This is a genomic window from Streptomyces sp. DSM 110735 (assembly GCF_016482685.1).
Classification (GTDB): Bacteria; Actinomycetota; Actinomycetes; order Streptomycetales; family Streptomycetaceae; genus Streptomyces.
This window is the reverse complement of record NZ_JACYHF010000003.1, coordinates 557530-578223: the sequence shown is the minus strand read 5'-3', so window position 1 is coordinate 578223 and position 20694 is coordinate 557530. Positions and strand designations below refer to the sequence as shown.

Sequence of the window (20694 nt, the reverse complement as noted above, 5' to 3'; positions counted from 1 at the left end):
ATCGGCGACACGATCCGCGTCTCCCTGTCCGCGCCGCCCGCCGAGGAGGTCAAGGTCGGTCTCCAGATCCTGGAGTCCCTGAACCTGAAGCAGCGCGGTCTGGAGATCGTCTCCTGCCCGTCCTGCGGGCGTGCGCAGGTGGACGTGTACAAGCTGGCGGAGGAGGTCACCGCGGGTCTGACGGGCATGGAGGTCCCCCTCCGCGTCGCCGTCATGGGCTGCGTGGTGAACGGTCCCGGTGAGGCGCGCGAGGCCGACCTCGGCGTCGCCTCCGGCAACGGCAAGGGCCAGATCTTCGTCAAGGGCGAGGTCGTCAAGACCGTCCCGGAATCCAAGATCGTGGAGACGCTCATCGAGGAGGCGATGCGGCTCGCGGAGGAGGCGGAGGAGAGCACCGGGCAGTCGTGACAGGCGAGTTGAGACACGGCACACGGACCGAGAGGGGGCCGGCGTGACGATTCTGGAAAGAATCCGGGGACCACGTGACCTGAAGGCGCTGACGAAGGAAGAGCTGGGCGAACTGTCCGCCGATGTACGGGAGTTCCTGGTGGAGGCGGTCTCCAGGACCGGCGGTCACCTCGGACCCAACCTGGGCGTGGTGGAACTCTCCATCGCCCTGCACCGGGTCTTCGAGTCGCCCGTGGACCGCATCCTGTGGGACACCGGCCACCAGAGCTATGTGCACAAGCTGCTGACGGGACGTCAGGATTTCTCCAAGCTGCGCGGCAAGGGCGGCCTTTCCGGCTATCCCTCGCGCGAGGAGTCCGAGCACGACGTCATCGAGAACAGCCACGCCTCCAACGCGCTCGGCTGGGCCGACGGTCTCGCCAAGGCGCGCCAGGTACTGGGGGAGCGCGGCCATGTGGTCGCCGTCATCGGGGACGGCGCGCTGACCGGCGGCATGGCCTGGGAGGCGCTGAACAACATCGCCGCCGCCAAGAACCGTCCGCTCATCATCGTCGTCAACGACAACGAACGCTCCTACGCGCCCACCATCGGCGGTCTCGCCAACCATCTCGCCACCCTGCGCACCACCGACGGCTACGAACAGGCCCTCGCCTGGGGCAAGCAGGTGATCCGGGGCACCCCGATCGTCGGCAAGTACGTCTACGAGGCACTGCACGGTGCCAAGAAGGGCTTCAAGGACGCGTTCGCCCCGCAGGGCATGTTCGAGGACCTGGGGCTGAAGTACGTCGGTCCCATCGACGGGCACGACATCGGCGCCGTCGAGTCCGCGCTGCGCCGCGCGAAACGCTTCCACGGTCCGGTCCTCGTCCACTGCCTCACCGAGAAGGGCAGGGGCTACGCGCCCGCCCTCGCGGACGAGGCCGACCACTTCCACACCGTCGGCGTGATGGACCCGCTCACCTGCGCACCGCTCACCCCCTCCAACGGACCTTCCTGGACCTCGGTGTTCGAGGACGAGATCGTCCGCATCGGCGAGGAGCGCGAGGACGTCGTCGCCATAACGGCGGCCATGCTCCACCCCGTCGGTCTCGGCCGCTTCGCGGAGCGCTTCCCCGACCGGGTGTGGGACGTGGGCATCGCGGAACAGCACGCCGCCGTCTCCGCCGCCGGGCTCGCCACCGGGGGACTGCACCCCGTCGTCGCCGTCTACGCCACCTTCCTCAACCGCGCGTTCGACCAGCTCCTCATGGACGTCGCCCTGCACCGCTGCGGGGTGACCTTCGTCCTGGACCGGGCCGGGGTCACGGGTGTGGACGGCGCCTCGCACAACGGCATGTGGGACATGTCCGTCCTCCAGGTCGTCCCCGGACTGCGCATCGCCGCCCCGCGCGACGCCGCCCAACTCCGGTCGCAGTTGCGGGAAGCCGTCGCCGTGGACGACGCGCCCACGCTGGTCCGCTTCCCCAAGGAGTCCGCCGGACCCGAGATCCCGGCGGTCGGCCAGGTGGGCGGCATGGACGTCCTCCACCGCGACGAACAGCCCCAGGTCCTGCTGGTCGCCGTCGGCGTGATGGCGTCCGTCTGCCTCCAGGCGGCGAACCTGCTCACGGCACGCGGGATCGGCTGCACGGTGGTCGACCCCCGCTGGGTCAAGCCCGTCGACCCGGCGCTGCCCCAACTCGCCGCCGAACACCGGCTGGTGGCGGTCGTCGAGGACAACAGCCGGTCCGCCGGAGTCGGTTCGGCGGTCGCGCTCGCGCTCGGGGACGCCGATGTCGACGTGCCCGTACGGCGGTTCGGCATTCCGGAGCAGTTCCTCGCCCACGCCAAGCGTGCCGAGGTGCTGGCGGACATCGGGCTCACGCCCGTCGAGATCGCGGGGCGGATCAGCGGGAGTCTCGCCGCGTACGACGTACACCGGCGTCCGGGCCAGGAGAAACAGGAGAGCTGAATGAGCACGGAGTTCGATCTCGGCGCCCTCCTCGCCGAGCGCGGTGCCGAACGGTACGACCTGCACGCGCGGTATCTCAATCCCCAACTCCCGCGCATGCTGCACACCATCGGCTTCGACAAGGTCTACGAGCGGGCCGAGGGCGCCCACTTCTACGACGCCGACGGCAACGACTACCTCGACATGCTCGCCGGGTTCGGCGTGATGGGTCTCGGTCGCCACCACCCGGTCGTCCGCAAGGCGCTGCACGACGTGCTCGACCTCGACCTCGCCGACCTCACCCGCTTCGACTGCCAGCCCCTGCCCGGTCTCCTCGCGGAGCGGCTCCTCGTCCACAGCCCGCACCTGGACCGGGTGTTCTTCGGCAACAGCGGCACCGAGGCCGTCGAGACAGCCCTCAAGTTCGCCCGTTACGCCACCGGGCGCCCCCGCGTCCTCTACTGCGACCACGCCTTCCACGGCCTCACCACCGGCTCCCTCTCCGTCAACGGCGAGCGCGGCTTCCGCGACGGCTTCGCCCCTCTGCTGCCCGACACCGCCGTACCGCTCGGTGATCTCGGCGCGCTGGAGCGGGAGTTGAAGAAGGGTGACGTGGCCGCCCTCGTCGTGGAGCCGATCCAGGGCAAGGGCGTGCACGAGGCGCCGCCCGGTTATCTGCGGGCCGCGCAGGAACTCCTGCACAAGCACAAGGCGTTGCTCATCGCGGACGAGGTGCAGACCGGTCTCGGGCGCACCGGCGACTTCTACGCCTACCAGCACGAGGACGGCGTGGAGCCGGACCTGGTCTGCGTGGCCAAGGCACTCTCCGGCGGCTATGTGCCGGTGAGCGCGACCCTCGGCAAGGACTGGATCTTCAAGAAGGTCTACTCGTCCATGGACCGTGTGCTGGTGCACTCCGCGAGCTTCGGCTCCAACGCCCAGGCCATGGCCGCCGGGCTCGCCGTGCTCTCCGTCATGGAGGACGAGCAGATCGTCGCCCGCGCCCGCACGGTCGGTGAGTTGCTGAGGTCCCGGCTCGCCGCGCTGACCGAAAAGTACGAGCTGCTCGCCGACGTGCGCGGGCGCGGGCTGATGATCGGCATCGAGTTCGGGCGCCCCGACTCGCTCAAGCTGCGCGGGCGCTGGACCATGCTCCAGACCGCCCGCAAGGGGCTCTTCGCGCAGATGGTCGTCGTACCGCTGCTGCAACGGCACCGCATCCTCACCCAGGTCTCCGGCGACCACCTGGAGGTGATCAAGCTGATTCCGCCGCTGGTGATCGACGAGGCGGACGTGGAGCGGTTCGTGGAGGCGTTCACGGCGGTCATGGACGACGCGCACAGCGGGGGCGGGCTGATGTGGGACTTCGGGCGGACGCTGATCAAGCAGGCGGTGGCGGGGCGGTGACGCTGCGCTGAGCCTCGGGGCGGTGATGGTGCGCTGAGGCTCGCCGCTCGAAGTTTTTGCCTCTGAGGCAAGAAAATTGCCGCACAGGCAAAAGTGCGGCTCAATGGAGGCATGAACGCCTCAGACGCCGTGCCACCGGCGGGCCAGGGGGACGACCTGCCCGCCGTGGCGCCGCAACTGCGGGCCCTGCGCCGTCGCGCCGGGCTCACCCTGGAGGCCGCGGCGGGGTCCGCCGGACTCTCCCCGGCCCACCTCTCCCGGCTGGAGACCGGGCAGCGGCAGCCCTCGCTGCCGATGCTGCTCGCGCTCGCCCGCATCTACGGTACGACGGTCTCCGAACTGCTCGGCGAGACCACCGCCGACCGGGACGCGATCGTACGCGCCGCCGACATGGAGCCGACGAGCGCGGCCGGCTGGACCTACTTCCAGGCCGGGTCCTCCGGGCGCGGGATGCAGGCGCTGCGCGTGCAGATCCCGTACCGCGCCCGGCCCGACATCGTGCGCGTCCACCCCGGCGAGGAGTGGCTGTACGTCCTCAGGGGACGCCTCAGGCTCGGACTCGGCGACGGCAGCCATCTGCTCGCGCCCGGGGACAGCGCCCACTTCGACTCGCTCACCCCGCACCGGCTCACCGCCGAGGACCCGGACGGCGTCGAGCTGCTGTTCGTCCACACCCTGCTCCAGAGCCCCACGGCCGCGCTGTGCCTGGGGCACCCGACCGGAGGGCCGTCATGAGTGACTACGAGGAGAAGCTCCCGCGCTCGCTGTGGGTGCGGCTGGTGGTGTACGTCGCCCTCGGGCACGTACTGGCCGCGTTCCTGTTCCTGCTGTTCTCGCTGGGGGCGAAGGGGTGAGGTGAGCGCGGGACGCTCCGGCGGGGCGTGCCTGAGCGGGGCGTGCCTTTGGCGGGGTCGGGTGTGTCCTCAGTCGACCAGGCGGGCGCGCAGCCGCTCCCGCGTCCCGTCGGCAAGCTTCAGACCCCGCTCCAGATAGGCGTCCACGTCGCCCCAGGTCTCCTCGATGCTGTCGAAAGCCGCCGCGAGGTACTCGGCGCGGGCGTCGAAGAGCGGGCTCAGCAGCTCCATGACCTCGGGGGTGTACGCGGTGTCGGGGCTGCCGCTGCGGCGGACCTTGTAGCGGCGGTGCTTGGCGTTGGACATCAGATAGTCGCTGATGATCGCGTCGCGCTCGATGCCCACCGCGAGCAGGGTCACCGCGATCGAGATCCCGGCGCGGTCCTTGCCCGCCGCGCAGTGCATCAGCGCGGGCACGCTGTCCTCGGCCAGCGCGTGCAGCACCCGCGAGTGCTCGGCGGTGCGCTCCTTGACGATCTTCCGGTACGAGGCGACCATGCGGTCCGCGCCCTTGCCGCCCGCGAGAATGCCGCGCAACTGGTCCAGATTCCCGTCCCGCACCAGCTTCCAGAACTCGGCGCCGTCGGCCGGGTCGCTCAGCGGAAGGTTCACATTCCGCACACCCGGAAGTTCCACGTCCGGACCTTCGAGGCGACGGTCGGCCGCGTTGCGGAAGTCGAACACTGTGTGCAGACCCAGCGAGGCGAGAAAAGCGGCGTCCTCGTCGGTCGCGTGCGCGAGATGACCACTGCGGAACAGCACTCCCTGCCGCAGCCGCCGTCCGTCCACGGTCGGCAGTCCGCCCACATCACGGAAATTGCGTACGGCGGCCAGCTCGGGCTCGGTCGACGGGACCTGCTGCGTCACGGGTGCTCCTCCAGGTCGGCCCCGCCGCGCGGCTCGGCGGCGGGCGCTGACTCGACGATACGACATCGCCTGCGCGCCGCCCGGGTCCGCGAACGTTCCTGCGGCGGAGCTGCGGGAACACCCCTTTCGGCACCGCTTTCCGACGGGCTTTCAGCGGGGCTTTCGCCGGGGCTTTCCGACCGCTTTTCCGCCCGGATTTTGATCGGCGGCGCCTATTCCGTGATTGGCAAACTCTTTAGGAGTGGCTTATCTCACCGTTCGTCAACCCCTTCCTACGGTCGCGTAAGTCACATCCGAAGGTGAATCATGGGGCGATGTGGCAGACGATTCGAAGAGTGACAGCACATCAATGATCGGGTCGTACGTGGCGGTGGGGGACAGCTTCACCGAGGGCGTCGGCGACCCCGGCCCCGACGGGGCGTTCGTGGGCTGGGCCGACCGGCTCGCGGTACTCCTCGCCGACCGGCGGCCCGAAGGCGACTTCACGTACACCAACCTCGCGGTGCGCGGAAAGCTGCTCGACCAGATCGCGGCGGACCAGGTGCCCAAGGCCGCCCGGCTCGCCCCGGACCTCGTGTCCATCTGCGCCGGCGGCAACGACATCATCCGCCCCGGCACCGACCCGGACGGCGTGGCCGAGCGGTTCGAGCAGGCGGTCGCCCAGCTCGCCGCCTCGGCGGGCACCGTGCTGGTGGCCACCGGCTTCGACACGCGTGGGGTGCCGCTGCTCAAGCATCTGCGCGGCAAGATCGCGACCTACAACGGGCACGTCCGCGCCATCGCCGACCGGTACGACTGCCCCGTGCTCGACCTGTGGTCCCTCAAGTCCGTGCAGGACCGCAGGGCATGGGACGACGACCGGCTGCACCTCTCGCCCGAGGGGCACACCCGGGTCGCCCTGCGCGCGGGCCAGGCGCTCGGCGTGCGGATCCCGGCCGACCCGGAGCAGGCGTGGCCGGAGCTGCCGCCCCGGGGCACGCTGGAGATCCGCCGGGACGACGTCCACTGGGCGCGGCAGCACCTCGTGCCGTGGATCGGGCGCAGGCTGCGGGGGGAGTCCTCCGGGGACCATGTGACGGCGAAGGGCAGGCTGTCTCCGGCGGACATCAAGACGCGGATCGCTTCGGTGGCGTGAAGCTCTGAGGGCGTGAGGACAGGTCCGCGTCCACATGTGGTCGGCACACACAGGTGTCGGCCACATGTGCGTCGTACCCACCCCCGACGGGGGACCGGGACCCGCTCAGCGATACCAGTCGTACCGTTCAGCGGTACCAGCCGTACCGCTCCGCGATCACCGGCAGCCGGTCGGCCACCAGGGCGTGGGCGGCGGCGCGCGGCGTCGTACCGTCCGCCGCCGCGCGGTCCAGCATCAGCCCGGTCAGCGCCCGCATCGACCGGCGCAGCCGCCCGAACGCCTCCTCGGCGTCGGGACCGATGTCGCCGAACAGGGTCCACCACCACCAGGCGTTCGTCCCGGAGTTGACCACCACGTCGGGCAGGACGCACACCCCGCGCGCGGTGAGCGCCGTCTCCGCCTCCGGCAGCACGGGCATGTTGGCCGCCTCCACGATCCAACGCGCCCGGACATGCTCCTGGTTGGTGGCGTCGATGGCGTACGACACGGCTGCGGGCACCAGCACCTCGGCGTCGGCCGACAACCAGGCGTCACCCGGCAGTTCACGGTCCTCGGTCCGCAACACCGCCCGGTCGACGGTCCCGTGGGCGTCCCGCGCCGCCAGCAGCGCCTCCACGTCGAGCCCCGACGGGTTGGCGATCGTCCCCTTGACGTCCGCCACCGCCACCACGGTCAGACCCGCCCGCGCGAGGAACCGGGCGGTGGCCCCGCCCATGGTGCCCAGCCCCTGAAGGGCAACGCGCGTACCGCGACGGGGAGTTCCGGTGCGGTCCAGTGCGGTCAGACACGCCTCGGCCACCCCGCAGCCGCCCGCCAGCTCGTCGAGACCGATCCCGTCCACCTCGACCGCGAAGGCGGCCGCCAGGCGTGCGCGGGCGGCGGGTTCGTCGTCCAGCAGCGGATACACCGCCTGCACCGAGGACACGAGCCCCGCCTCCGCTGCCGCCCGGTCCACCAGGTCCTGGGTGAGCCCGAGGTCCTCGCCGGTGGTCCAGCAGCTCTCGACGTACGGCCGCACGGCGCGCAGATACCGTACGAGCAGGCCGTACGCCTCCGGGTCGCGCGGATCGCAGTCGATGCCGCCCTTCGCCCCGCCGAGGGGGACGTACCGGCTCGCGGGGTCGTAGTGCAGTGCCTCCTTCATCGTCATGCCCCGGGCGAGCCCGGTGACCTCCTCCAGCGTGCACCCCTCCCGCATCCGCAGACCCCCGCTGGCCACACCCCGCACGAGCCGGTCGACGACGAGGAAACCCCGGCGGCCGGTGAGGTGGTCGGTCCAGGTGAGGGAGATCAGGGGGGCGGGGGTGGTCAAGGGGGTGCTCCTTTTGCCGGGACGTCCTCTGCCGGGATGTCCTTGTGCCGGGATGTCCTTTGCCGGGACGGGAATAGCGACGCCGTACCGGACGTTTCTCTGTCCCGGCTGAGTCACTCAGCCCCCGGCGGACCCGTGCGCCGGGGGTGCCGCCCATAATGAGGCACCACCGATCCGCCGCCACCTGGAGGTACCGTGACCGGCCTGCGTTCCCCGAGCCAAGGGCTTCGTGCTCTCCAGCCCGCGGCCTTCGGCGCGGAACCGAGCGGCGAGCGTCTGGCGCGCATTCGCCGGTCGCCCCACTTCAAGGACGGCGTCTTCCAGAACCCGGGCGGTACGGCGAGCACGCGGCCCTCGGGCTCCGCGCTGGACCTGGCGAAGGCGTTCTTCGACAAGGACACCCGCCCCGGGCGTTCCCCGAAGGGCACCATCCCGGTGCACCCCACCACCCTCGCCGACCTGGCGGCGCCCCCGGCCACGGGGCTCCGGGTGACGTGGATGGGTCACTCCAGCGTGCTGGTGGAGATCGACGGGCACCGGGTGCTGTTCGACCCGGTGTGGGGTGAGCGCTGCTCGCCGTTCCCCTTCGCGGGTCCGCGCCGACTGCACCCGGTCCCGCTGCCGCTGGCCGCGCTCGGTCCGGTGGACGTCGTGGTGATCTCCCACGACCACTACGACCACCTCGACATGCCCACGATCAAGGCGCTGGCCGACACGGACACCCTGTTCGCGGTCCCGCTGGGCGTGGGCGCCCACCTGGAACACTGGGGTGTCTCCCCGGACCGCCTGCGCGAGCTGGACTGGCACGAGTCGGCCAGGATCGGCGGTCTCACCCTGACCGCCACCCCGGCCCGCCACTTCTGCGGCCGCGGTCTGCGCAACACCCAGCACACGCTCTGGGCCTCCTGGGTGGTCGCCGGTGACGAGCACCGCGTCTACCACAGCGGCGACACCGGCTACTTCGAAGGCTTCCAGGACATCGGCACCGCCTACGGTCCCTTCGACCTCACCATGATCCAGATCGGCGCCTACAGCCCCTACTGGCCCGACATCCACATGACCCCCGAGGAGGGCCTCCGTGCCCACCTCGACCTCCAGGGCAGTCGCCCGCACGGTGTCCTCCTCCCCATCCACTGGGGGACCTTCAACCTGGCGATGCACACCTGGGCGGAACCGGGCGAGTGGACGCGGGACGCCTCCGACGAGGCCGGCCAGGCTGTGGCGACCCCGCGACCGGGCGAGCCGTTCGAACCGGCCGGGAAGATCCCGACGGACCCGTGGTGGCGTTCGGTGTCCGGCCCGATCGCCCGCCCGTGGCGCCGACCGGAGCCGGTGGCGTCCGCTGCCGGGGAGCGGAGCGGGGACCTCGACTTCGCCGGAGACGTGTGACACCGGGACCGAAGACGACGGCATGACCGACAGGCGTCTGCGCGTGGTGCTGGCCGAGGACTCCGTCGTGCTCCGGGACGGCATGGTCGAGCTGCTCGGTGCCCGGGGATGCGAGGTGGTGGCCACCGCCGGGACGGCGCCCGAGCTGCTCGCCGCGGTGGCCGGGCACCGGCCCGACGTGGCCGTGGTGGACATCCGGATGCCGCCCACGCACCGGGACGAGGGCATTCGCGCCGCCGTCGAGATCCGCGCCAGGACACCGGAGGTCGGCATCCTGGTCTTCTCCCAGCACGTCGAGACGGCCTGGGCCGCCCGACTGCTGGCCGACGGGGCGACGGGTGTCGGCTATCTGCTGAAGGAACGGGTCGCCCGGACCTCCGAGTTCGTGGACGCGTTGCACCGGGTCGCCGACGGAGGCGTGGCGCTCGACCCCGAGGTGGTCACCCTCATGATGCGCGGTGGGCGGCGCACCGGGGTGGACACCCTGACGTCGCGCGAGCGCGAGGTGCTGGAGCTGATGGCACAGGGCCATTCCAACCGCTCCGTCGCCGCGCTGCTGGGGGTGTCGGACCGTGCGGTTGAGAAGCATGTCGCCGCCGTCTTCGGCAAGTTCGGGCTGCGGGCGGCGCCCAGCGACAACAGACGGGTGAAGGCGGTCCTGGCCTACCTCGCGGAGAGCGGCGGTCGAGACGGCGGTCGTGGCGGCGGCTGAGGCGGCGTTTGAGGCGGTGGCTTGAGGCTCAGCACGCTCAGCACAGCCGCGTCGGCAGCTCGGCGGTGACGACGGTGGGTCCGCCGGGCGGGCTGTCCACCCGCAGCGCCCCGTCCACCGCCGCGAGCCGCTCGGCCAGACCGGTCAGGCCGGTTCCGGTGCCGAGCGCCGCACCGCCGCGGCCGTCGTCGCGCACGCTCAGCAAGGTGGTCTTGCCGGAGCCCGAGGGCCCCATCACCGCCGTGAACGTCCCGGGCGCGAGGGTCACCGACACCCCGCGCAGGGCGTGCACGGCGGCGCTGCCGCGCCCGTACTCGCGGTGCAGATCCTCCGCGCGGGCGGCGGCACGCGCTTCGGCATCCGTCGTCATCTCAGCCATGCGCCCATCCTTGGCGGGCCCGGCACGGCGGTCGATCGTGGCAGCCCCCGGTTCGGGGGTTCGGTTTCCCGAACCCCCGTCCTCGGCGGCGGGTGCGTCCGCCCCGCCGCATCGCCGCCGGGTGGGAGGTCTGCCGGAGCTACGACCGCCCCCGGACGCACCGCGACCGCGGCTCGGCGAGCCGCGGTCGGGGCGAGCGGGGTGGGTCAGCAGTACAGGTTGCCGCCGGGGGAGACACCCAGGATCGACGTGAAGCGCTGGTAGGCGTCCACGCGGCTCTGGACCTGCGCGGGGTTGCGCCCGTCGCACTCCAGGGAACCGTTGATGCTGCGGATGGTCTGACCGAAACCGGCCTGGTTGACCATCGCGTTGTGCGGGGTCATGGAGCCGGGACCGGACTGGGTGTTCCAGTACCACAGACCGGTCTTCCAGGCGACCGCCGCGTCGGTCTGCACGAGGTTCGGGTTGTGCAGCAGGTCGATGCCGAGCGCGTCGCCCGCCGCCTTGTAGTTGAAGTTCCAGCTCAACTGGATCGGGCCGCGCCCGTAGTACGCCGACTGACCGGCCGGGCAGCCGTAGGACTGGCTCCAGTCGCAGTACGTCGGGTAGTTGGCCGTGTTCTGCTCGACCACGTAGACCAGACCGCCGGTCTCGTGGTTGACGTTGGCGAGGAAGGCCGCGGCCTCCTGCTTCTTCACGGTGTCGCTGCCGGTGTTGGCGAAGCCCGGGAAGGCGTTCAGGGCGGCGACGAGACCCTGGTAGGTGTAGAACGAGTTCCGGCTCGGGAACATCTGGTTGAACTGGGCTTCGCTGACAACGAAGTTGCCGACGGGGTTGGTCGAACCACCGTCACAGTTGTACGGGTCCCAGAACCAGGTGCTGATGGTCGGGTCGTAACCCGGGTTGTCGTGCTCGGCGATGTACGTCTTGCCGTCCGTGTAACGGACGATGTCGCCGGTGACGTACGACTTGCCCGCCACCCAGTTGGGGTAGCTCGCGCACGACGCGGCCGCGGTGGCCGGAGCCGCCGACGCGGCCGGGGCCGACATCACCAGCGGGGTCACCGCGAGAGCGAGCGCGGTCAGCGCGGCGGAGACGTGTCGTCTCGACACAGAGTCAACTCCTTTGCAGGAAACGGCCGTACCCGGGCAGCGTGCAACAACGGGACCGGGATACCCGCGCGGGCGCCAGTGGCACGCCAGTGGCACCGGACAAGGCGCGTGGGGGTGGCCGTGGGGGGTGTGGGCCGCACTCAATCGCATTGGTATGGACCAGTCAAGTCGCCTGTGAACGACGGGGTGAGGATCGGTCAACTCGCGTCGCGGCAAAGGCGCTTGGGCCTGCGGGTATGGGGTCGCGGGTGCTGCCCGTCACATGTCCGCGCGACGGCGCTCGGTGGCTCCGGTTGCGGACGGGGCGGTTCCGGGGTAGGCGCGTCTCCGGTGCGGTGAGCGCCGGGCGGAACCGGCTCCTCGTGAGGGATCGCTCACCGTGGGGCATGATGGGTGAATCGACCCGTTCCCCGTGTCGGCGGGGGAGGACCGGACCCTGCAAGGCGGTACGGACATGCCCACAGCGACTCTCGCCCAGGTGGTCCACGAGGCCGGCTGGAAGATCATCCCCCTCGACCTGGCCGGCGTCACCGACCAGGCCGGATTCATGCAGCGCTGCCTGCCCGCCCTCGATCTCCCGTCCTCGGCTGCCCGCAACTGGCAGGCGTTCACCGACGCCGCCGGTGACATCGGCTGGGGACCGGAAGTACCCGGCCGACTGCTCATCGTGATCGGCTGGAAGGGCTTCGCCAAGGCGCAGCCGGAGCAGTGGGAGAGCGCGCAGCAGGTACTGGAGTCCCTGGCCGGACGGCAGCAGGAGTACGACTCGACGCTGGCGGTGGTGCTGGCGATCGCCTGAGAGGCAGGGAGCCCGGTCGGGTACGGATCGCGGCGCCCGTCAGCGTGGTCGGGTGCCCGAACTCCGGTAATCGGTATAGGTGTACGGGTTGTCCAGCACCTTGGTCTCGGGCACGTCCGGGTTCATCCCGGCCGCCCACGCGTCCTCCCCGATGGCCGACCGCAGGTACTCCACGCTCCGTTCGGCCGTGCGGCGTACGACGGCCAGGTCGACGCCGACGAGTTGGTGGTCGTACTTCACCACCCGGCCGTTCACGACCACGGTGTGGACATCGCCCCGCTGAGCCTGGAAGACCACGTGGCCATGGGGGTTGAGGAGCGGGAACGACACGGGGGAGCGGTCGTTGCGCAGCAGCACCAGGTCGGCTTTCCTGCCGGGCTCGACGCTGCCGAGGTCGCCGGATCTGCCGATGGCTCGCGCGCCGCCCGCCGTCGCCCACTCCACGACCTGTTCGGCGCGCAGCGCGGCATGGGTGACGGTCTCGCCGCTGGCGTGAGCCTCCAGGTGCTCGCGGGCGCGGTCGGCGCCCAGCGTGGTGCGCATCGCGGAGAAGAGGTCGCCGCTCCACCACACGCTGGTGTCCATCGACAGTGAGACCGGGATGCCGTGGGCACGCAGCGCCCAGGTCGTCGGGTAGCCCTGGCCCGCGCTCTGCTCGCTCTCGGTGGAGACGGAGACGGAACCGCCGGTCGCCGCGATGCGGTGGTAGGAGTCGGCCGACAGCGTGGAGGCGTGCACGTACACCGTCTCGGGCGTCATGAACCCGTGCTCGTGCATCAGCCGGATGCCGCTGTCGTCGGTGGCGCCCCACACCCCGGCGTGGGTGGTGACGGGGACCCCCAGTTCGCGGGCGGCTTCGAAGGCGGGACGCTCCGGAAACGCGGGATCTCCCGTGACGTCGAAGGCCAGTTGGAAGCCGAGCATGTCGTCACCGGTGATCCGGCGGCGCACGAAGTCGCGGAACTCCGGTGCCGCCGTCCACTCGGCCGGAGCCTGGTGGATGTTGCCGTAGGCGAGGACGAACCGGCCGGGCACCGACCGCAGCGCGTCCACCGCCGCGTCCGCGTGGTCGACCGTCCGCAGCCCGTGCGACCAGTCCACGACCGTCGTCACCCCGGCGTCCAGCGCCTCGACGGCGGACAGCAGGTTCCCAGCGTGGATGTCCTCGGGCCGGAAGACCTTGCCGTGCTCCAGGTAGTACCAGACGAAATACTGGGTCAGCGTCCAGTCGGCGCCGTAGCCGCGCATGGCGGTCTGCCACATGTGGCGGTGCGTGTCGATCATGCCGGGCATCACGATGCCGCCCGCCGCGTCGATCTCCGCCGTCCCCTCCGGTACGTCGAGGCGCGGGCCGACGGCGGTGATCCGGTCGCCGGTCACGAGGACGTCGGTGCGGGGGAGCACCCGGTGGGCTTGGTCCACGGTCAGCACCGTGGCGTCCCGGAAGACGAAGGGGCGACCTGGTGCGAAGGGGGCGGACTGGATCGGCACGGCAACTCCCGTTCATCGGCGGGCGAATGGCCTGGTGGACCCCGGTACGCCGTCCCCCTCACGGTTTCCGTACAGCTATCCGCACAGCGGACAACCGGTCCGCTCCGATGGTGTTCAGCGGGGCGGTGCCGTGTCAATACTGCGTACAGTTCCGCGAGAACACGCCGTCCGGACGCCGGTCGGCCGCACACGGACTCAGGGGGTTGTCATGCCACGCGAGGGAACCGGGCCGGACTTCATCGAGGCGCTGGCCCGGGGGCTTGAGGTGATCACCGCGTTCCGGCCCCGGCAGCCGGTCATGTCGCTGACCGACGTGGCCGGCGCCACCGGTCTGGCCCGGCCCACCGCGCGCCGCATCCTCCTGACACTGGCCGAACTCGGCTATGTGCGCCAGCAGGACAACGGCTTCGCCCTCACCCCCCGTGTGCTCGACCTCGGTGTGGCCTACACCCGGTCGATGGGGCTGTGGGATGTGGCCCGCCCCCATCTGGAGTGGCTGGTGGAGCGCACCAACGAGTCCTGCTCCATCGCCCAGCTCGACGGCTCCGACATCGTGTACGTCGCCCGGGTCTCCGTCCCCAAGGTCGTCGCCCTCGTGGTGCAGATCGGCACCCGCTTCCCCGCGCTGCCCACCTCGCTCGGCAAGGTCCTGCTGGCCGCCCTGCCGCCCGAGGAGGCGGTCCGCGTCGTCGCCGAGCCCACCCGGTCCGGTCTCGCCCCCGTGTGGCAGCCCGAACGCGCCGAGTGGGAGGCCGAGTTGCGCGAGGTGCGCGCCCGGGGCTGGGCGATGACCGACGAGCAGCTCGCCCGCGGCATCCGCTCGGTGGCGGCGCCGCTGCGCGACGGCTCCGGGCGCGTCGTCGCGAGCGTCAACGTCAACGCACACGCCGCCGAGACCCCGGCGGAGGTCCTGGTCAACGACTATCTGCCGCTCCTCCTCCAGGCGGCGGGCGAGATCAGCCTCGACTTCGCCCGCCTGGAATCCGCACCCCACACGGTCCGGCGTCCGGAGTCCGAGCTGCCCAACGGGTCTTCGCCAGCGCGCACTTGAGGTCGTACCGCCCCCTTGACGCTCCGACGCCGCCGACTCAGAATCCGTGGGCGGACGAACGTCCGTGCAGCGGACAGAGAGGCGAGGTCGATGCCGCGAAGCGCCAAGCCGGAAGCCCCGCCCACGACGACCGGCGCGGGTCCGCTCGCCGGGGTCCTGGTCGCGGACTTCTCCCGCGTCCTCGCCGGTCCGTACGCCACCATGCTCCTCGCGGACCTCGGCGCCGACGTCATCAAGGTCGAGGGACCCGGCGGCGACGACACCCGCACCTGGACGCCCCCGGTACGCGGCGAGGTCTCCACCTACTACCTCGGCATCAACCGGGGCAAGCGCTCCCTCGTCCTCGACCTGCGCGACGAGCACGACGCCGGGGCAGCCCGCGAACTCGTCCGCCGCGCCGACGTGTTGATCGAGAACCTGCGCCCCGGCGGCATGGCCAAGTACGGACTCGACTTCGAGACCGTACGACGCGGCAACCCCGGTCTGGTCTACGCGTCGATCACCGGGTTCGGCTCGGGCGCGGGACGTGACGTGCCCGGCTACGACCTCATGGTGCAGGCCGTCTCCGGTCTGATGAGCCTCACCGGCGAACCCGACGGGCCGCCGTTCCGCGCCGGGATCTCCGTGTTCGACGTGATGGCGGGCAACCACGCCGCCATCGGCATCCTCGCCGCTCTCCGGCACCGGGACGCCACCGGAGAGGGGCAGTTGGTCGAGGTCAACCTGCTCTCCTCCGCCCTGACCGGACTGGTCAACCACAGCTCCGCCTACGCCGCCGGTGGCACCGTGCCCTACCGCATGGGCAACGCCCACCCCAGCGTCTGCCCCTACGAGCCCTTCCCCACCGCCGACCGCGACCTCGTCGTCACCGCCGCCAACGACGGTCAGTTCCGCAAGCTGTGCGCGGTGCTGGGCATCCCCGAGACCGCCGACGACCCCCGCTTCCTGCACAACGCCGACCGCACCGCCCACCGCGACGCACTCCACCCCCTGCTGACCGAGCGGTTCGTGACCCGCGGCGCGGAGGAGTGGTTCGACCTGCTCGTCGCCGCCGGTGTGCCGTGCGGACCCATCAACACCATCGACGGCGGATTCGCCCTCGCCGAACGCTTCGGACTCGACCCGGTGGTCGAGGTGGGCGAGGGCGAGCGCGCCGTACCCACGACGCGGCACCCCATCCGGTTCTCCGCCACCCCGGCCACGTACCGGCTGCCACCACCCGAACTGGACGAGCACGGCACGGAGTTGCGCAAGTGGCTGACCGAGCCCGAGGCGAACGACCGTGACTGAGCCGCCGTTCGGTCGCGACGGGACCCCCGGACAGATCCCGCGCCCCGCCTACCCCACCGCCCTCGGCGCCTCCGACCCCGACCGCATCACCCTGCTCGGACACGACCTCGCCGAGGACATCATGGGCTCGGTCGGCTTCGGGGAACTCGCGTTCTGGCTGGCCGCCCAGCGACGCCCGAATCCCGGTGAGACCAGGGTGTTCGAAGCGGTCCTCGCCGCCCTCGCGGACCACGGCTTCACCCCCACCGCCATCGTCACCCGCCTCACCTACCTCTCCGCGCCCGACTCCGTGCAGGGCGCCCTCGCCGCCGGACTGCTCGGCGGCGGCTCGCGCTTCCTCGGCGTCACGGAGGACACCGGACGTTTCCTCCACGACGTACTGCTCTCCCTGGACGGGGAGTTGCCCACGGACGAACAGGGCTGGGACGAGGTCGCGGCGAGAACGGTCCGCGCGAGCCGCGCGGCCGGAGCGTTCGTCCCCGGTCTCGGACACCACGTCCACAAGGAGGGCGACCCGAGGACACCGAAGCTGATGCGCGTCGCGGAGGAAGAGGGCCTGTTCGGACCCCACTTGGCGCTGTTCGCCGCCATCGGCCGCGTCCACCCGGACGTCCTCGGCCGGACCTTGCCCCTCAACGGAGCCGGAGTCTGCGGAGCCGCCCTCGCCGACCTCGGTCTGCCTCTGGAACTCCTGCGCGGATTCGCCCTGTTGGCCCGCACCGCCGGGCTGATCGGTCAACTCGCCGAGGAACTGCGCCACCCGGTCGCACGCGACGTGTTCCTGTCCGTGGACCTCAACAACACCCCCGTACCCCCCGACCCGTTCGCACCCGACCCCCTGGCACGTCCCCCGCACCCGGGACCGCGACCGGAGGACTGACCCGCGCCCGCGACCCCCGCGTGCCGTGAGCCGCGCCGCACGGAGCCGCAGCCGGACGGACGGGCCCACGCGACAAGAGAGGCAGGGCCGCACCCGTGTTCGCCGACGAGGACAACATCACCGAACTGGCCGTCCAGCGCTGGGCCACCGCCCACTCCCCGCGCCTGGGCGAGCTGATGACCGCGCTGGTCCGCCATCTGCACGCCTTCGCGGCGGAGGTACGCCTCACCGAGGACGAATGGGCCGCCGCGATCCAGTGGCTCACCGCCGCCGGGCAGACCTGCGACGACAAACGGCAGGAACTGATCCTCGCCTCCGACGTGCTCGGACTGAGCATGCTCGTGGTCCAGTTGAACAACCGCTTCGCCCCCGAAGCCACCCCCGCCACCGTCCTCGGCCCGTTCCACATCGACGGATCGCCCACGGTGCCCGACGGGTTCGACCTGTCCGAGGGTCTGGCCGGAACCCCGCTCTACATCACCGGAAAGGTCACCGACACCGGAGGCAAACCCCTCGCGGGCGCCGTGCTCGACGTCTGGCAGGCAGACGCCGACGGTGCGTACGAGGCACAGATCCCGGAAATCGACGAGGCGCGACTGCGCGCCAAATACCTTACGCGCGAAGACGGTTCGTACTGCATCCGCACCATCGCGCCGCGCGGTTACGCCATTCCCATGGACGGCCCGGTGGGCGACCTGATCCACCGCACGGACATCAGTTGGTTCCGGCCCGCGCACATCCATTTCCTGATCGACGAGCCCGGTCACCGCAAGCTGATCACCCACCTTTTCCAGGAGGGCGGCGAGTATCTCGACAGCGACGTCGTCTTCGGTGTCAAGGACCCGCTGATCGTGCGGTTCACCGAGCACCCGGCCGGGACCGCGCCGGACGGCGACCCCATCGACGAGCCGTATCTGCACGCCACATACGACTTCGTCCTGCAACCCGAGTGAGCGTCCTCCCGCCTCGGAACCCCGTCACGACCGCACTGTTCGATGACGGCAATTTCTGATCGAGTCGGACTGTTTTCTTTTCTCTGTGTCCGGTCTTTCGTACGGGAATTCGGCGCGATTATCGGTCTGCCGTACGAAGCCTCATACCAGAGCGGGATGTCGGCCGGGTGAGTTTGTCAACTGCCCATCGGACCGGATGCGCAGGCAACTACCGTGAATGTCCGTCGGACGACGCGGGGCATTTCCCGGCCCGTGCCGCCGACACCGCCAGGCGTGGTGCCCCTCCCGGGGCGCACCACGCGAGGACAGGCCCGACGGACCAGTACGAGGACGCAGATGTCTCACCTCCGAGCACCGGCCAACCGTGCCGACCGCCGGGAGGGCGGCAGGCACGGGCGACCGGTCGCCCGACCCGCTCCCGCGCTGCCCGAGACGCACATACGACCCCAGCTCATGCGACTCGCCGTGCTCCCGCCCATCGCGGTCGCGCTCGGCGCGGTCGCGGCCGTCGTCTTCTGCATCCGCTCCAGCCGTGTGCCGACGAGCCTCGGTCTGTGGGCGGTTCTCGCGGGAGCCCTGATCGTGGCCGCCGCGGGCATCGCCATCGCGGCCGTGGCCGCCGACCGCGCCGCGCGCTCCGTCGGAGAACGCGTCGGCGCCCTGCGCCGCGGCGCCGCGCGCGGCGAGGCCGACCTGCGCACGCTCGTCGACGCCCTGCGCAAGGGCGAGGCGCCCCCGCAGCGCAAGCCGCGCCGCAGGCCGCCCGAGGACGCCGACGACTTCGAGCTCCTCGCCGCCGACCTCGCCCGCGCGCACGACGGCGCCGTCACCGCCGTCGTGCGCGCCGCCCAGCTCTCCAGCCAGGCGGGCAGCGAACAGAAACTGGAGGTCTTCGTCAACCTCGCCCGGCGCCTGCAGTCCCTGGTGCACCGGGAGATCTCCATCCTGGACGAGCTGGAGAACGAGATCGAGGACCCCGACCTGCTCAAGGGGCTCTTCCACGTCGACCACCTCGCCACCCGCATCCGCCGCCACGCCGAGAACCTCGCCGTGCTCGGCGGCGCCGTCTCCCGGCGGCAGTGGAGCAACCCGGTCGACATGACCGAGGTACTGCGCTCCGCCATCGCCGAGGTCGAGCAGTACTCCCGGGTCAAACTCGTCCCGCCCATCGACGGCGAACTGCGCGGACACGCCGTCGCCGACGTCATCCACCTCCTGGCCGAACTGGTCGAGAACGCCACGGTGTTCTCCGCCCCGCAGACCCAAGTACTGCTGCGCGCCAACCTCGTGACCTCCGGGCTCGCCGTGGAGGTCGAGGACCGGGGTCTCGGCATGCCGGTGGACGAACAGCACCGGATGAACGCCCTGCTAGCCGACCCCGACCAGGTCAACGTCGCCAGCCTCCTCGCCGACGGCCGCATCGGCCTCTACGTCGTCTCCCAACTCGCCCGCCGCCACGGCATCGGCGTCCGGCTCCAGACCAACATCTACGGCGGAGTCCAGGCGGTGCTGGTGATTCCGCAGGCGCTGCTGGGACCGGCGCCCGGGGTGATGTCCGGGGTTCCGGGTGCTGTTGGGGCGGGGGAGGGGGTCGGGCAGGCTCAGATTCCTTCTGGTCCAGGGGAGTTGACGGCTGCGGTCGGTCGACCTTCGCTGGTCTCCGGGGCGACGGCCGATGACGCGTCCGGGGCGGAGAGCGCGCCCGGTGACACGACGCGTGTGGAGCGTGGTGCGGGTACGGCTCCCGGGGGAGCGGTCGGCGGTGACGCGGGGCGTGACTCGGGTACGGGGGAGAGCGGGGGCTCCGGCGGTCGTACGTGGGCTGCTGGACCGGCGCCTTCCGGTGGAGGCACCGCCGGGCAGGCGCCGGGTTCCGGACGGGGTCGGCACGCCCAGGGAGCGAGCGGGGGTGGAGGCACACCGCCTCCGTTGCCCACGCGCGGTGCCCAGGAGCGGCGCCCCAACCCCGCCGAGGCAGTGCCCGGCGTCAGCGCCGAGGACCGGTCCATGGTGGAGGCCAACATGGGCGCGCTCCCCACCCCGCGCGTCGGCGGTGCGGTGCGCGGCACCATGGAGCGGCCCCGGCTGCCCCGACGGCGCGCCCAGGAACACATCGTTCCCCAGCTCCGCGGCGGACCCGCCCCGCGCCAGGACGGCGACACCGTCGCGGGCCACGATCCCGGACTGATGGCCGCGTTCCAGCGCGGGATCGGACTGGCGGAGACCCAGCAGCACATGGAGGCGACGGGGTCCGGCTATCCGGAGGCGCCCTCGGAGGAGGGGGCCGTGGGGATGGCTACGGGGCACATGGGGCCGGGGTATGTGGCGGCTCCGCACATGGGGGCGGGCCATATGTCGGCTGACTACATGGCGCCGGAGCACACGGAGCTTGGCTCCCTGGGAGCGGGCACCAGCCACATGGGCGCTGACCACATGGTGGCACTGCACATGGAGCCTGCGGCGGCGGACCCGGGGGCTGTCGAGCCGACGCACACGGAGTCGGCGCACATGTCCCCCGACCACACAACCGCCGCCACCCACACGGGCCCGCTCCCCCTCCTCGCCCCCACCGACCAGCCCCCCGCCCCCATGGAGGCACCCCCCATCCCCACCACCCCGCCCCACACCCCCGACCACCACGACGCGAGCCCCCCGTCCGCATGACGCCGCCCCACCCCAGCCCCGCGACCACCCCGATCCGCGACCTTCGCGACCTCCGCGCTCC

General features: G+C 71.4%; 19 protein-coding genes. 14 read left to right on the top strand and 5 right to left on the bottom strand.

What is annotated here, in order from left to right; genetic code table 11:
• From IF655_RS08105 to IF655_RS08085, 5 genes are all read left to right on the top strand, one after another.
• Positions 1-408: flavodoxin-dependent (E)-4-hydroxy-3-methylbut-2-enyl-diphosphate synthase (locus tag IF655_RS08105; RefSeq protein WP_199583305.1), on the top strand; the 408-nt coding region annotated here is incomplete at its 5' end.
• A 43-nt stretch (positions 409-451) separates the two neighbouring features.
• Positions 452-2359 carry a 1-deoxy-D-xylulose-5-phosphate synthase gene (gene dxs, locus IF655_RS08100; RefSeq protein WP_199583304.1) on the top strand — a complete coding sequence of 636 codons (1908 nt, stop codon included), beginning with the start codon at positions 452-454 and terminating at the stop codon, positions 2357-2359.
• Entirely contained in the window at positions 2360-3745 is a 1386-nt protein-coding gene (locus IF655_RS08095; RefSeq protein WP_199583303.1) for an aspartate aminotransferase family protein, read from the top strand.
• 111 nt (positions 3746-3856) lie between these two features.
• A complete protein-coding gene (locus IF655_RS08090; protein WP_199583302.1) occupies positions 3857-4480 on the top strand; it encodes a helix-turn-helix domain-containing protein in 624 nt (207 codons plus the stop codon).
• Entirely contained in the window at positions 4477-4599 is a 123-nt protein-coding gene (locus IF655_RS08085) for a DUF6126 family protein (RefSeq protein WP_018546801.1), read from the top strand. The genes IF655_RS08090 and IF655_RS08085 overlap by 4 nt, the downstream gene beginning before the upstream one ends.
• Before the next feature lie 69 nt (positions 4600-4668).
• Here the strand turns inward: IF655_RS08085 and IF655_RS08080 are convergent, their stop codons facing one another.
• A complete protein-coding gene (locus tag IF655_RS08080) occupies positions 4669-5466 on the bottom strand; it encodes a tyrosine-protein phosphatase (protein WP_199583301.1) in 798 nt (265 codons plus the stop codon).
• Positions 5467-5815: 349 nt separating this feature from the next.
• On the opposite strand from IF655_RS08080, the gene IF655_RS08075 reads away from it, so the two are divergent.
• Positions 5816-6601 carry an SGNH/GDSL hydrolase family protein gene (locus tag IF655_RS08075; protein ID WP_199583300.1) on the top strand — a complete coding sequence of 262 codons (786 nt, stop codon included), beginning with the start codon at positions 5816-5818 and terminating at the stop codon, positions 6599-6601.
• Between the two features lie 127 nt (positions 6602-6728).
• Here IF655_RS08075 and IF655_RS08070 read toward each other — a convergent pair whose 3' ends face one another.
• Positions 6729-7913, bottom strand: coding sequence for a glutamate dehydrogenase (locus tag IF655_RS08070; RefSeq protein ID WP_199583299.1), 1185 nt, complete (start codon positions 7911-7913; stop codon positions 6729-6731).
• Between the two features lie 195 nt (positions 7914-8108).
• Here IF655_RS08070 and IF655_RS08065 point away from each other — a divergent pair, with 195 nt between their 5' ends.
• Together IF655_RS08065 and IF655_RS08060 are read left to right on the top strand one after the other, a co-directional pair.
• Complete coding sequence (locus IF655_RS08065; RefSeq protein WP_199583298.1) at positions 8109-9302, top strand: MBL fold metallo-hydrolase; 1194 nt, start codon at positions 8109-8111, stop codon at positions 9300-9302.
• A 22-nt stretch (positions 9303-9324) separates the two neighbouring features.
• Entirely contained in the window at positions 9325-10014 is a 690-nt protein-coding gene (locus tag IF655_RS08060; protein WP_199583297.1) for a response regulator transcription factor, read from the top strand.
• A gap of 37 nt (positions 10015-10051) precedes the next feature.
• Here IF655_RS08060 and IF655_RS31745 read toward each other — a convergent pair whose 3' ends face one another.
• Together IF655_RS31745 and IF655_RS08050 are read right to left on the bottom strand one after the other, a co-directional pair.
• On the bottom strand, positions 10052-10384 hold the full coding sequence (locus tag IF655_RS31745; RefSeq protein WP_374100182.1) for an ATP-binding cassette domain-containing protein: 333 nt from the start codon (positions 10382-10384) through the stop codon (positions 10052-10054).
• Between the two features lie 215 nt (positions 10385-10599).
• Positions 10600-11505 carry a glycoside hydrolase family 19 protein gene (locus IF655_RS08050; protein WP_199583295.1) on the bottom strand — a complete coding sequence of 302 codons (906 nt, stop codon included), beginning with the start codon at positions 11503-11505 and terminating at the stop codon, positions 10600-10602.
• Positions 11506-11959: 454 nt separating this feature from the next.
• On the opposite strand from IF655_RS08050, the gene IF655_RS08045 reads away from it, so the two are divergent.
• The gene (locus IF655_RS08045; protein WP_199583294.1) at positions 11960-12304 is read left to right on the top strand and encodes a barstar family protein; all 345 of its coding nucleotides are present in this window, start codon (positions 11960-11962) and stop codon (positions 12302-12304) included.
• Positions 12305-12343: 39 nt separating this feature from the next.
• On the opposite strand, the gene IF655_RS08040 is transcribed toward IF655_RS08045, so the two are convergent.
• On the bottom strand, positions 12344-13795 hold the full coding sequence (locus tag IF655_RS08040; RefSeq protein ID WP_199583293.1) for an amidohydrolase family protein: 1452 nt from the start codon (positions 13793-13795) through the stop codon (positions 12344-12346).
• 208 nt (positions 13796-14003) lie between these two features.
• Here IF655_RS08040 and IF655_RS08035 point away from each other — a divergent pair, with 208 nt between their 5' ends.
• The 5 genes from IF655_RS08035 to IF655_RS08015 all read left to right on the top strand — a co-directional run bounded on the left by IF655_RS08035 (position 14004) and on the right by IF655_RS08015 (position 20633).
• A complete protein-coding gene (locus IF655_RS08035) occupies positions 14004-14846 on the top strand; it encodes an IclR family transcriptional regulator C-terminal domain-containing protein (protein ID WP_199583292.1) in 843 nt (280 codons plus the stop codon).
• Between the two features lie 90 nt (positions 14847-14936).
• A complete protein-coding gene (locus IF655_RS08030) occupies positions 14937-16136 on the top strand; it encodes a CaiB/BaiF CoA-transferase family protein (protein WP_199583291.1) in 1200 nt (399 codons plus the stop codon).
• The gene (locus tag IF655_RS08025; RefSeq protein ID WP_307814884.1) at positions 16129-17016 is read left to right on the top strand and encodes a citryl-CoA lyase; all 888 of its coding nucleotides are present in this window, start codon (positions 16129-16131) and stop codon (positions 17014-17016) included. The genes IF655_RS08030 and IF655_RS08025 overlap by 8 nt, the downstream gene beginning before the upstream one ends.
• Before the next feature lie 95 nt (positions 17017-17111).
• Positions 17112-17969 carry a dioxygenase gene (locus IF655_RS08020; protein WP_199583290.1) on the top strand — a complete coding sequence of 286 codons (858 nt, stop codon included), beginning with the start codon at positions 17112-17114 and terminating at the stop codon, positions 17967-17969.
• 336 nt (positions 17970-18305) lie between these two features.
• Positions 18306-20633, top strand: a complete 2328-nt coding sequence (locus IF655_RS08015) for a sensor histidine kinase KdpD (protein ID WP_242488587.1) — start codon at positions 18306-18308, stop codon at positions 20631-20633.
• The last annotated feature ends 61 nt before the right edge of the window (positions 20634-20694 follow it).